Here is a 13,264-nt window from a genome sequence, read left to right as displayed (position 1 = left end):
CATGGGTGCTGCCCGGTTCGCGCCTTTGCCATCCCAGAAAAAAAAACGGCCCCGCCGAAGCGGGGCCGTTGAACTGCTCACGACACGCGGGCGATCAACCGCCGTCGCTGCCGAACTTGTAGTTCGCTTCGATGTACATGGCGCGACCGAACACGTTGTAGTTGAAGATGTTGTACGGCTTGGCGGTCAGGCCGTTGTAGCCATGGTCCACCGGCGGCATCTTGTTGAACAGGTTGTTGACGTTGAACGACAGGCCCAGACTGCGGGTCGGGTTGAACGTCACACTGGCGTTGTACAAGGTCCAGGCCGCCAACTTGCCGGTGCCTGCGGCGGTGTAGTTGTCCTTGACGCTGGCAAGATAGTTCGGAGCCGCGCCGTAGCGGTTTGCGAACAGCGTGGCGCTCCACTTGTCCTTGCCCCAGGTCAGCGAACCATTCGTCTTGGTCTTGAAATCGGTGCTCCAGTTCGGATGACGGAGCAGATCGATGACCGGATCGGTCGGATAGGCCTGGTAGGTATGCTTCAACTCATCGGAGTACGACAGGTGCAGCGACAGCCGACCCAGTGCACCGATGTCACGCACATAGCTGAAGCCGGCCGAGATCGCGTTGACCTGTTCGTTCGCCACGTTGAGCTTCGGCGTGTCGATCTGCAAGATCTTGCCGAGGTACTGCCCGGTGCCCGGGCCACGGGTGATCAGGTTGAACGCCTGGGCGCAGGTTTGCGAACCCGGATCGATCTGGCCGATGTCACAGAAATATTCCGTCTGCGACAAGGTGTCGGCGCTGACCGAGGACACTTCGTTGTCAATGTCCCAGTGCAGGTAGTCGACCGTGAGCGACATCCGTTCGACCGGGGCCCACACGAAGCCGTAGCTCCACACCTTGGCGGTGATCGGCTTGAGCTTCGGATTGCCGTACGTCCGGCCGTTGAACTGGACGCTGCTGTACGGCGAGGTGCAATTGGCGACGTCGTCGATGCCATGTCCCTGGCGACCGCAATTGAGGTAGTCGGTCACGCTGCTGTAGTAGCCGCTGGGGAGCTGGAACTCGTCCGACAGGGTCGGCACCTTGAATGCGGTGCCGTAACGGCCACGCAGCAGCAGGCTATCGAACGGACGATATTCGAGACCCAGGTTGTACGTGGGATGGCTGACTTTCGTGCCGCCGACGTTGTAGCTGTCGTAGCGACCGGAGACATCCACGGTCAACTGGTTCCAGATCGGGAACTTCAGCTCGGTGGTGGCCGCGTAGCGCGAACGATGGCCCGCACCCGGGGTTGAGCTGGTGCCCCACACGTACGGCACTTCGATGCCGTTGACGGTGGTGGTCTGCAGCAGGCGCGGGTCAGGACTGGAGTCCCAACCCTGATTGCCACCCTCCAGCACCACAGCGACGCCAGCATCGCCGCCCGGCAGCGAGAACAGCGACGCGTTGGTCAATTGGCCACGCAACATGTTGTCCCAGGTTTTCGCGCTGCTGTCGGTATAGCCCGTGAAAGACTGGAAATCCGCCCGGGAGACCGGGTGATAGAGCTGCGAATAATCCGGAGTGAACTGCGGATAGCCGTACATCGTGCCCATCTGCGGGCCCATCATCTTCGCAAAGTACGCTTCCATCGGATCGGTGAAGCGCTGGAAATCATGATCCAGGGTCTTGTCGTCCGAATGGGTGAAGCCGAGGTCGTAATCCCAGTTCGATTCGCCGAACGTACCGCGACCACCCACCGTGAGCATGTAGGAGTTTTCGGTCTGCTTGCTCATGATGTTCGAATATTGCCCGACCTCCTCCGGCGAGAAGGCGTGCTGGATATTCATGAAATCGCCGATGTTCGGGTCCCAGAAATAGCCGTCGACGAAGCTGGTGCCCCACCAGGTGGTGCTGGAACCGTTCGTGTATTTCTGCTCCTGGTAGTTGTACAGCAGGTCGCCGTACAGCTGCAGGTTGTCGCTGACGTCGAAGGTGTTGTGCGTGTACAGGTTCGCACTGTTGCTGTCGGTGGTCAGCGTGCTGGCGCCCGGCGTGTAGACCGAACCGCAATAGTCGCCGCTGCCGTTGCGATGCTTCTTGCCTTCGGTCCCGTTCCACTGGTCGGCCACGCCGGCGCAGTTGTTCGGGTCGAGGAAGTGATAGCCGGTGTAGTAGCCGAATACCAGATAGTCACGCGAAGCCGTCTGCGGGCTCGTGCCCTGATCGTAGAACTGGCTGGTGATGTGGCGGTCCTTGGTCCAGATGGGCTGCGAGTTGTCGATCTGCACGCCGAAAATGGAGTTGAAACGCCCTGCCGTGAAACCGTCGGCGAAGCTGATGCGTCGGCTGGCGCCACCACCCTGGGAATACCAGCCATAGCGCACGTCGATGGTCGGCGCATCAATATGCTTCTTCAGCACGATATTGATGACGCCGGCGATGGCGTCCGAACCGTACAGCGAGGACTGGCCGCCCGGCAGCACGTCGATATGATCGACCATGTCCATCGGGATGCCGCTGAGGTTGTTGAAGGTATCGCTGCCGTTGTACAGGCCCGGGAAGTTGCCCATCGGGCGACCGTCGATCAGGTACTTCACGAAACCGACCGGCAGGCCAAACATGCTCAGCGTCTGTGCCGTCGGGGTGAAGGAGTTGGTGAACTGCGAACCCTGCACGCTGCCGGTCGCGAACGAGGACTGCTGCAACGCCTCGGCGATGGTGGTAAAGCCGCGCGCCTTCATGTCTTCCGCGGTGATCGTGATGATCGGCGCTGCCGTCTCGATCTGTGTCTGCGGAATCAGCGAACCGGTGACGGTGACCGCTTCGAGCTTCTTCGCCTTGTTGCTGTCCGGCGCCTGGTCAGTGCTCTGCGGCGTGGCGTCCGCCGCGGTGGACTGCGCGTGCACGCTGGTGTAGCCAAACGCCAGGGCCGCAACGACGGCGACAGCCAGCCTTGATTTGATCATTCCCATGTAACTCCCCTGAAATTTTCTTCGATTCTCGAAAATGTCACCCGATACCGGTATGAACCTGCGCACGTGTGAATCGAAGGCCCCCGCCTGTCGATTCATCATGGCCGGTCCGTTTCTAGCACTCAGGGACGGTTCACGCAACGATTTCTTTACATGCACCACGCACTTTCCCGGCCAGTGCCGAAAGGCACGGAAACCGCCCCGCCCAAGGCAGACTGAAGAACCGGCGCGAGGGCGAAGCCCGTCATCAGGCCGTTGCCACGGGCTGGAAGCAGCGACACGGAGCCGCCGCGCAAGGTGTTCGCTGCCAATCCCTGTCTGGGCACGGCCGGGCGCCGACACCGAAAGTCGCGTCTCGGGTTACCCCGGAAAGGAACCGATGTTGGCCGCGGCCTAAAGCAGCGACTCCGCTTCCAGTTCGCTCTTCAGATAGGCGTAGTAGATCGGCGCGGCGATCACCCCGGGCAGGCCGAACGCGGCTTCCATCAGCAGCATGGCCACCAGCAGTTCCCAGGCGCGGGCGCGGATCTGCGTGCCCACGATGCGCGCGTTGAGGAAGTATTCCAGCTTGTGGATCAGGATCAGGAACACCAGCGCGGCGATGCCCACGCCCAGCGACACGGACAGTCCCGCCACCGCGATCGCGGTGTTGGAGATCAGGTTGCCCAGCACCGGCAGCAGGCCGACCACGAAGGTCACCACCACCAGGGTCTTGGCCAGCGGCACGTGGATGCCCATCAACGGCAGCACGCCGAGCAGGAAGATCGCGGTGAACACGGTGTTGATCAGCGAGATCTTGATCTGGGCGAACACGATGTTGTGGAAGGCCTCGGCCAGGCGCTGGCAACGCTGGCTCAGCGCGGCGGACAACGGCCCCATCTGGTGCGCGGGACGGGTGCGGCTGAGCGCCACGATCGCGCCCAGCACCAGGCCGATGATGATGTGCACGAACACCCGCACCGCGCCCTTGCCGGCCAGTTGCAGGGTCGCCGCATGCTTGCGCGCCAGCTCGATCGCGCCCACGCGCAGGTCGTCCACGCTGTCGGGCAGGTTGTTCACCAGCAGCGGCGGCAACTGCGCGCGGGCCTTTTCCACCAGCGGCATCAGCTGCTGCTGCCACAACAGCTGCGGGTTGCCGATCTCGTTGTGGAACAGGCTGATCGCACCCAGGATCAGCAGGATCAGCAGGCCCACCACCACCGCGCCCAGCACCGCCACCACCACCACGCGGGCGCGATCGCCGGAAATGCGCCGGCCCAGCAGCGGCACCATCGCCTGGACCAGTTCGAACACCAGCAGGCCGGCCAGCAGCGCCGGCAGCAGATGGATTTCGATGACCAGCAGCAGGGCCGCCGCGGTCAGCAGGTAGCTCGCGTAACGGATGGCCGGCGAAGGCGCGCGCGAGGCGGGCAGGGAAGAATCCATGCGGATGAAGTCGTGGCGGCGGGGACGCCAGTCTGTCAGCAGGCCGCCGCCGCGGCCAGCCCCGCCATGCGACTGTCGTAGACTCCATTCATGCTGTCCTACCGCATCAGCTCCAGTCCGTCTTGCCAAGGATTCCCCATGTCACTGCGTCTTCCCTCGACCCTGCTCGCGTTCGCCCTGCTGGCCGGTTGCGCCGCCACGCCCACGCAGCACACGGCCATCGCGCCGCCTGCACCGCCGGTGCCTGTCGCCACGCCGACGGTCGCCGCCAACGACAACCTCAATGCGGTGGCGTGGAGCCAGCACGCGATCGAACATGACCTGATCTACCTGCAGACTTACCGCGACGCACAGTCGCGCCTGCTGGCCGCGCTGCATGACCGCCACTGGGATGCGCTGGGCCGCAACGATCGCACCACGCCGTTGAAGGGCCTCAAGCCCGCCGTGATCCTGGACATCGACGAAACCGTGCTGGACAACTCGCCGTCCGCCGCCCGCATGATCCAGGGCAACCGCGAATACAACGAGGCCGAATGGGCCGCCTGGTGCCGCGAGGCCATTGCCCGCGCCCTGCCCGGCGCCGTCGAGTTCACCCAGTTTGCGGCGAAGCACGGGATCGCGGTGATCTACATCTCCAACCGCGCGAAGGATCTGGACCAGGTCACCTTGGCCAACCTGCGCAAGGCCGGCCTGCCGGTCGCCGGTCCGGAATCGTTCCTGGGCCTGGGCACCGTGGTCGAGGGCTGCGAACAGGCCGGCTCGGAGAAGGGTTGCCGCCGCCAGCTGGTGGCCCGGCACTATCGCGTGCTGATGCAGTTCGGCGACCAGATCGGCGACTTCGTCGACGTGCCGCTGAACACGCTCGACGGCCGGCGCAAGGCGGTGGCCGACTACCTGCCGTGGATCGGCACGCGCTGGTTCGTGCTGCCCAACCCCACCTACGGCTCGTGGGAACCGGCGCTGTTCGGCAACGACTGGTCCGCTTCGCCCGAGCAGCGTCGCCAGAAGAAGATCGAGGCCTTGCGCACGCATTGAATTTCATTTTTAAATCAATAACTTGTAGAACAAAAGAAAAGTGTTGCCTCAGCTTTGACGAATCGTTAATATCTCGCTGCCAACACCTGCTGACCGAAGTGCTTTGCAGGCAAGGCCATTTCCCTTCCGGCTCTGCCGGATTTCCCCGCGAGGCCAGCGCCCGCGGGGTTTTCTTTTGGCGGCTTCGCAAAAACCTGCAGCCGCGCTTGTCTCGACCTCGTCACGGCCCTTACCCTGCGCGCCTACCCGCCAGGCGGCGCATCCGCGCCCGCTCCCCACGCGAGAACCGATTCGATGCGCCTGCCCGTCCTGCGTCACGCCCTGCTGCCCCTCGTCGCCACCCTGCTGCTGGCCGGCTGCCACGGCAGGGACGAGCCGGCACAGGCCGGCGGCAGCACGCCGGAAGCGGCGCTGCAGTCGTCGGTGGACCTGCTCCGCAGCGGTGACATCAACGGGCTGTGGAGGCATCTGCTGCCGCCGGCCGACTACGCCAACATGCGCGCGGACTGGACCCTGCAACAGCGCCACGCCCAGCCGGACAGCGCCGCGCAGCGCGCCCGCTTCAGCGAAACCCTGCGCAAGCTGACGGCCCCGGACGCGGAGAACACGCTGTATGCGGAGCTGCAGCCGAAGCTTACGCAGATGCAGCAGCAGTACCAGGACCAGCTGCCGGTGCTGATCAGCGTGGGCGAGGCGCTCCTGAAGCGTTCCATCGCGCGGAGCCCGAGCCTGGGCGAGACGCAGAAAGCCCAGCTCGGCAGCGTGCTGGACACCTTGCTGCCGTGGGCGCAGCAGGCCCCGTGGTTCGACGCGGCCCATGCGAAGCAGGCGATCGGCGTGGCCGTGGCCACCGCGCGCAAGCTGGACATCAAGGATGCCGACCAGCTGCGCGGCCTGGATTTCGACGCCACCATGACCAGGTACGCGACCGGCTACGCGGGCGCCAAGCAGCTGCTGGCGATCTACGGCCTGTCGATCGATCAGACGCTGGACTCGGTCCGCTTCACCCCGGTGACGAACAGCAACGGCCACGCCGTGGTGAAGCTCGACTACACCCTGCTCGGCAAGCCGCTGTCCGCCGAAGCGAAAATGGTCGAGGAAAACGGTCGCTGGTACAACGAGGAACTGCTCGAGAACGCCCGCCGCTCGCACGCCCGGCTGCAGCAGCAGGCGGCCCTGGCCGGCACGGTCGCCGCCGCGGCCAGCCCCGTAACGAAAGACTGATCCGCCCAACCGTTAGAATAGGCGGATGCCCATGATCACGACCGCGGACGCTCCTGCCCGCCAACCCGCTCCCTGGTGGTTCAACCTCGCCGGCCAGCTGCTGCAGCCCTGGGTGCGCATCCGCCGCGATCCGGCCGAACCGGCGGCCCTGCTGCAGGCCGGCGTGCCGGTCTGCTACGTGATCGAGCGTGACGGCTTTTCCGACGCCCTGATCCTGCAGCGCGCCTGCCGCGAGGCCGGCCTGCCCAGCCCGATGCAGGCGCTGTCCGGCACCCGCCGGCGCCGCTCGGTGTTCGCGCTGACCCGCCGCGACGGCTGGCTCTTCGGTCGCAACCGCAAGCGCGCCGCCAGCGAGCCGCTGCGCCAGCTGGTGCATTCGCTGGAAGGCCGGCCCGAACTCGACGTGCAGATCGTGCCGGTGTCGATCTACGTCGGCCGCGCGCCCAGCCGCGACAGCGGCTGGTTCCGCGTGCTGTTCTCGGAAAACTGGGTGATGGTGGGCCGCTTCGGACGCCTGCTTGCGCTGCTGCTGAACGGACGCGACACCGTGGTGCACTTCTCCGCGCCGGTGTCGCTGCGGCAGATGCTGGACGAGTCCGGCACGATCGCGCCGGAGCGTTTCGCGCGCAAGGTCGCCCGGGTGCTGCGCACCCATTTCCATCGCATCCGTGCGGCGGTGATCGGTCCCGACCTGTCGCACAAGCGCACCGTGGTCGACGCGGTGCTGAACGCCGAACCGGTGCGCGCGGCGATCGCCGCTGCCGCCGCCAAGGAAAAGATCAGCCACGCCAAGGCCTGGCGCAAGGCGCACAAGCTGCTGCTGGAAATCGCCGCCGACTATTCGCACCCGGTGGTGCGCTCGGCCTCGTTCCTGCTCAGCAACTTCTGGAACAAGCTGTACGACGGCATCGCGATGCACCACTTCGACAAGGCCCGCGCCGCCGCGCCCGGCCACGAAGTGATCTACGTGCCCTGCCACCGCAGCCACGCCGACTACCTGCTGATGAGCTACCAGCTGCACGTGTCCGGCGTGGTGGTGCCGCACATCGCCGCCGGCGTGAACCTCAACCTGCCGGTGATCGGGCCGATCCTGCGTCGCGGCGGCGCCTTCTTCCTGCGCCGCAGCTTCAAGGGCAACGCGCTGTATTCGGTGGTGTTCAACGAGTACGTGGCGCAGCTGATCGATCGCGGCGTGCCGATGGAATACTTCATCGAGGGCGGTCGCTCGCGCACCGGCCGCCTGCTGGCGCCACGCGCCGGCATGCTGGTGATGACGGTGCGCGCGTTCCTGCGCGCGCCACGCCGGCCGGTGCTGTTCCAGCCGGTCTACATCGGCTATGAAAAGTTGATGGAGGGCAAATCCTACGCCGGCGAACTGAGCGGCCAGGCGAAGGAGAAGGAGTCGCTGATCGGCCTGCTGCGCGGCCTCAAGGTGCTGCGCCAGCGCTATGGCCACGTGGCGCTGAACTTCGGCGAGCCGATCGAACTGACCCCGCTGCTCGACGCCGCCAGCAGCGACTGGCGTGCCGCCGGCGCCGATCCCGACGCCAAGCCGGAGTGGCTGAACAGCGTCACCGACCGGCTGGCCGAGCAGATCCAGATCAACATCAACCGCGCCGCCGACGTCAACCCGATCAACCTGCTGGCGCTGGCCCTGCTGGCCACGCCCAAGCACGCGATGGCCGAGGCCGACCTGCTGACCCAGCTGGAACTGGGCAAGGCGATGCTGGAAGAACTGCCGTATTCGGACCGGGTCACGCTGACGCCGATGAATCCGGCCGCGATCATCGCCTACGGCGAACAGATGGGCTGGATCCAGCGCGTGCAGCATCCGCTGGGCGACGTGCTGACGGTGAGCGCCGAACAGGCGGTGCTGCTCAGCTACTTCCGCAACAACGTGCTGCATCTCAACGCCACCGCGGCGTGGGTGGCCTGCTGCTTCCTCAACAACCGCCGTATGTCGCGCGCCTCGGTGCTGCGGCTGGGCCAGATCATCTACCCGTTCATCCAGGGCGAGCTGTTCCTGCCCTGGGACACGGACGGCTTCGTGGCGCAGCTGGAAGCGACCATCGACTTCTTCGTGCGTCGCGGCCTGCTCGAATCCACCAACGACGGCCGCAGCCTCGAACGCAGCCCCGGCCAGGACGACGGCGCGTTCCAGCTCAAGGTGATCGCCCGCAGCCTGATCCAGGCGTTCGAGCGCTACTACATCACCATCGCCGCACTGGCCAAGAACGGTCCGCACACGATGAGCGGCGGCGAACTGGAAAGCGCCTGCACGCTGACCGCGCAGCGGCTGTCCCTGCTCAACGAACTGAGCGCGCCGGAGTTCTTCGACAAGGCGCTGTTCCGCGGCTTCATCCAGAAGCTGCGCGAGCGGCGCATCGTGTGGACCGATGCCGACGGCAAGCTCGATTACGACAGCGCGCTGGAAGGCATGGTGCGCGATGCGCGGGTGATCCTGTCGCGCGAAGTGCGCCATTCGATCCTGAAGATCACCCCCGGCGGCGAGCGGGAAACGGCCACCGAAGAACCGGCCGATGCCGTGCCCGCGCCGGCCATGGCGCTGCCCGACGACGCCTCCGCCGCCGACCTGCACCAGCGCCACGTCGACACCGAGCAGCACGAACACGAACGACGCAGCGGCGACGATCGTCGCGGCCCCACTCCCGACGCCTGACGACGGCGTTCCTGTAGCATTGCCGGCCATGAACGAACAGCCCAAGACCACGCCCGAATCGACCACCCACTTCGGCTTCCGCGACGTGCCCGTGGGCGACAAGCAGAAGCTGGTCGGCCAGGTGTTCACCTCGGTCGCGCGCAGCTACGACCTGATGAACGACCTGATGTCGTTCGGCACGCACCGGCTGTGGAAGCGCCACTTCGTGGCCACCAGCGGCGTGCGCCGGGGCGACCGGGTGCTCGACCTGGCCGGCGGCACCGGCGACATCGCCGCGCTGCTCAAGCCGGTCGTGGGCGACCAGGGCGACATCGTGGTGGGCGACATCAACGCGGCCATGCTCGGCGTCGGCCGCGACCGCATGACCGACCGCGGCCTGGTTTCCGGCTTGCGCTGGGCCCAGCTCAACGCCGAGGCGCTGCCGTTCCCCGACAACAGCTTCGATGCGGTGACCATGGCCTTCGGCCTGCGCAACGTCACCGACAAGGACAAGGCGCTGGCCGACATCTGCCGTGTGCTGAAACCCGGCGGCCGCGCCCTGGTGCTGGAATTTTCGAAGGTCCAGAGCGAGCTGTTCGGCAAGCTCTACGACTTCCACTCGTTCAGGATCCTGCCGAAGCTCGGCCAGCTGTTCGCCGGCGACGCCGACAGCTACCAGTACCTGGCCGAGTCGATCCGCAAGCATCCCGACCAGGCAACCCTGAAAGGCATGATGGAGCGCGCCGGCTTCGGCCGCGTCGAGGTGCGCAACCTCACCAACGGCATCGTGGCGATCCACCGCGCGTACAAGTTCTGAGCCAGATATCGACCGTACCCTCCCCAGGGCCGTCGCCGCATGAGCAGCAACAACCACCAGCTGGAACGCCTGGTCTTCTTCTCCGACGCGGTGTTCGCGATAGCGATCACCCTGCTGGTGATCGAAATCCATGTACCGCCACTGGGGCATGGTCAGCGATCGGGTCTTCCTCGCAGAACTCACCACGCTGGGACCAAGCATCTTCGGCTTCGTGCTCAGCTTTCTGGTGATCGGTGCCTTGTGGGCGGCACACCACCGCGTATTCGGCATGATCTGTGGCTACAGCCCCGGCGTCATGCTTCCCAATCTGTTGATGCTGCTGGTGATCGCGTTCATGCCGTTCGCCACCGCGCTGATGATTTCGAACCCGCTGTCGCGCGTGTCGGAAATGTTCTATTCCGCCACGCTGTTGCTGGCAGCGCTGCTCCAGCGCTGGCTGTTCGGCCGTGCGCTGCGTTCGGGCTTCCTGCATGACGACATCAGCCCCGTGGACGTGGCCGGGGCATTGGGACGGGCGTGGGGCTTGCCGGTAGTGGCGGCAATGTCGCTGGGGCTGGCATGTTCTGGGAAGGACAGAACAACTTCGTGCTGCTGACGATTCCCCTGCTGACCCGACTGTTCGCCCGCATCGCCCGCGCCCGCGCGCAGAAGGCCGCCCGGCAGGCCGCCGCCGACGTCGCGAAACCGCCGGCCCCGACGGAGCCAGCCGGCGAATCCGCCGCCACCAGCGTGCTCGGCTCGGCGGCATAGCGCCTTCCTCGTCGCCTTGCCTTCCAGCCTCGCCGCCCATGCCATTCCGGGCGCATGCGACAGGCCGGAACGGAGACGGTCGCGCCGCTGCGACCTTTCCTCGCTTCAGGGTGTCGCCATGTCCGCGTCGGTCACGCCCTTGCGATTGATCGCCTTCCAGCCGCCCGTCGAGTAGCTTCCGGCCGCCTGTACGTCGAAGGTGTTGCCATTGCCGAGCCAGGCGTACAGCACTCGCGAAGCATTGCCCCACATGATGTCGACCACGCCGTTACCGTCAAAGTCGCCGGTGGCCAGCACGTCGTAAGCCGCATTGACCGTGAAGCTCTTCGCTCCCTTCCTGCTGGCGCCATTCATCGTCCAGTAGGCGAACGTGCCCTGGCTCTGGTTGTACCAGAGCAGGTCGTCCTTGCCGTCGCCGTCGACGTCACCGGTGCCCTTCAGCTTCCAGCCACCGGCGTTGTAGGAACCGAAGGCATTGATCGAGAACGTGCTGCCATTGCCCAGCCACACATACATCGTGCGTTGCGCATTGCCCCACAGGACGTCGACCAGCCCGTCACCGTTGAAATCACCGACGCCCAGAACACGGTAGGCCTTGTTGACGTCGATGCTGCGCGCCGACTTCCTGCCGGGACCGTCCATCAGCCAGTAGGCGAGCGTGCCCTGCACCTGGTTGTGCCAGACCAGATCGTCCTTGCCGTCGCCGTCGACATCGCCGATGCCGGCCAGATACCAGTCATTGCTGTTGTAAGTGCCGAAGCTGCTGGCGACATAGTCGCTCTTGCCGGCATTCCGACCGCCAAGCCAGATGGTCATGCGACGACTGCTGTCGGCCCACAACAGGTCGACGAAGCCGTCACCATTGAAATCGCCGGTACCGAGCAGCCGCAGCGAGGTGCTGACTGACTGGTTGCGATAACCATCGTGGGCTGCCCCAAGCATCGGCCAATACACCATCCGGCCATCATTCGGGTTGTGCCAGAGCAGGTCGGAGGTGGTGTCGCCATCGGCGTTGAATGGCGCGATCCGGTTGTGCCGGAAGCCCCCGATGAGCCAGTCGGTCTGCCGCAGCGCGCGCGCGTTGTCAGCCTGATCCTGCACGCCGCAGGGGAAATTCTGGCAGATCGTCAGCTGCGGGCTGGAGAACACCTGGGTCGAATCCTGCCCCGCGTCCTCGTAGGCCATGATGGTGCCGAAGCCGCCCGAGCCGACCGTCTTCTTGTAACCGTAGGCATACGGATAGGCGCCGGTGCCGTCGGCGTTGTCCACGTCATGGGCCAGGCCCATGTTGTGGCCAAGTTCGTGGGTAAAGGACTTGTCTTCGCAGTAGTAACCGCTCTCGTCGGAACCGTCGCTCACCACCGAAAAGCCATAGCCGGCGGAGAAATCGTAGTAGTCGGTGATCGAGGTTCCGTCGCCGCCACTGAGCCAGCCATTGCCGCAGCTGCCATCCCGTGCGTTGTCGAAGTGACGCAACAGCGCGACGAGATCGGCACCGTAACGGTCGCGCAGCGCATGCAACGGTTCCAGCGCCGTGGTGCCGCCGACCGTGGTCAGGTCGTCCAGTGCCTGCTCGTTGGACGTGGAGGCGGTGTAGTCGACGGGGACCGCGCGCGCCAGCCGCACGCGCATGTCGACCTGGCTGTTTGCATAGGCCTGGTTGGCGTAGCTGATCAGGTAATGGATGCGGGTCAGCACGTTGTCGGTGGAACCCAGCTGCTGGACCATGTCCGGTGTGTAGGCCACCAGCACGTCGACCAGGGTGGTGCCGGTCGGCGGGGAGGTTGGCGGGCTGATCGCCGCCTGCTGTGCCGCCAGGCTCACTTCTGCGGTCGCGAACGATGCCTTTCGCGCGTCGCGTGGGGGAATCCGCGCATCGTTGCGGCCCGGTCCCAACGCGCGCAGGCGCAGTCGCGACTGCGCCGCCGGCGCCATCAGCCAGCTGCCCTTGCGATCCGTGTAGATGCGCAAGGAGGCGCCGGTAGCCTGCGGGATATTGCCGAAACTGGCATGCGCGCCGAAAGTCAGCACCACCGACTGCGGACCATGCTGCGTATCGACACTGCCGATCCAGGTCCAGTCGCCATCGGGAAAGGTTTCATGCCGCACGTAACGGACATAGCTGCGTCCGCCCGTCGGATTGTCCAGCCACAGGCCACCAGTCTGCATCGCGGCAAGCGCGGCGTTTTCATCAAGCACCACAGGTGTCCTGGCCGGGCTCACCATGGCCGCCCGGGCGGGCGTGGTGTCCAGCCGCAACAGGGACGGACTCGTTGCATGGGCGGCCGGAAGCACCAGCGCCAGTAATCCAAGATAGCCAAGACGCATCTTGCGAACTCCATTCCTTCGTCAGTGGTGTCACGGGCAGGCTCGTCCGGGCCACCTCGGCGCGATGCGTCGGGCGCTGCACGGG

Annotated in this window: 9 protein-coding genes and 1 pseudogene; 7 read left to right on the top strand and 3 right to left on the bottom strand. The window is 65.5% G+C overall.

The window, feature by feature from the left end:
- Positions 1-94: 94 nt before the first annotated feature.
- Positions 95-2,935: a TonB-dependent receptor domain-containing protein gene (locus AC3A56_RS13460; RefSeq protein WP_487770656.1), complete on the bottom strand. Its 2,841-nt coding sequence runs from the start codon at positions 2,933-2,935 to the stop codon at positions 95-97.
- Between the two features lie 399 nt (positions 2,936-3,334).
- Positions 3,335-4,366: an AI-2E family transporter gene (locus tag AC3A56_RS13455; RefSeq protein ID WP_487770655.1), complete on the bottom strand. Its 1,032-nt coding sequence runs from the start codon at positions 4,364-4,366 to the stop codon at positions 3,335-3,337.
- A 138-nt stretch (positions 4,367-4,504) separates the two neighbouring features.
- Here AC3A56_RS13455 and AC3A56_RS13450 point away from each other — a divergent pair, with 138 nt between their 5' ends.
- The 7 genes and pseudogenes from AC3A56_RS13450 (at position 4,505) to AC3A56_RS13420 (ending at position 10,851) form a co-directional block, all read left to right on the top strand.
- Entirely contained in the window at positions 4,505-5,401 is an 897-nt protein-coding gene (locus AC3A56_RS13450) for a 5'-nucleotidase, lipoprotein e(P4) family (RefSeq protein ID WP_487770654.1), read from the top strand.
- 294 nt (positions 5,402-5,695) lie between these two features.
- On the top strand, positions 5,696-6,625 hold the full coding sequence (locus tag AC3A56_RS13445; RefSeq protein WP_487770653.1) for a hypothetical protein: 930 nt from the start codon (positions 5,696-5,698) through the stop codon (positions 6,623-6,625).
- Positions 6,626-6,656: 31 nt separating this feature from the next.
- Entirely contained in the window at positions 6,657-9,305 is a 2,649-nt protein-coding gene (gene plsB / locus AC3A56_RS13440) for a glycerol-3-phosphate 1-O-acyltransferase PlsB (protein ID WP_487770652.1), read from the top strand.
- A 28-nt stretch (positions 9,306-9,333) separates the two neighbouring features.
- Positions 9,334-10,101 (top strand): bifunctional demethylmenaquinone methyltransferase/2-methoxy-6-polyprenyl-1,4-benzoquinol methylase UbiE, encoded by a 768-nt coding sequence (gene ubiE, locus AC3A56_RS13435; protein WP_007810385.1) that lies wholly within the window; start codon positions 9,334-9,336, stop codon positions 10,099-10,101.
- 39 nt (positions 10,102-10,140) lie between these two features.
- Positions 10,141-10,209: pseudogene (locus tag AC3A56_RS13430) on the top strand (hypothetical protein); the annotation flags it as partial.
- Between the two features lie 22 nt (positions 10,210-10,231).
- A complete protein-coding gene (locus AC3A56_RS13425; protein ID WP_487770651.1) occupies positions 10,232-10,696 on the top strand; it encodes a TMEM175 family protein in 465 nt (154 codons plus the stop codon).
- Positions 10,660-10,851, top strand: coding sequence for a hypothetical protein (locus AC3A56_RS13420; RefSeq protein WP_487770650.1), 192 nt, complete (start codon positions 10,660-10,662; stop codon positions 10,849-10,851). The genes AC3A56_RS13425 and AC3A56_RS13420 overlap by 37 nt, the downstream gene beginning before the upstream one ends.
- Positions 10,852-10,956: 105 nt before the next feature.
- Here the strand turns inward: AC3A56_RS13420 and AC3A56_RS13415 are convergent, their stop codons facing one another.
- Positions 10,957-13,179: a reprolysin-like metallopeptidase gene (locus AC3A56_RS13415; RefSeq protein ID WP_487770649.1), complete on the bottom strand. Its 2,223-nt coding sequence runs from the start codon at positions 13,177-13,179 to the stop codon at positions 10,957-10,959.
- Between the last annotated feature and the right edge of the window lie 85 nt (positions 13,180-13,264).

The organism is Rhodanobacter sp. Soil_C_14, from assembly GCF_057657335.1.
The sequence above is the reverse complement of the archived record's forward strand: the minus strand, read 5'-3'. Positions and strand labels throughout refer to the sequence as shown.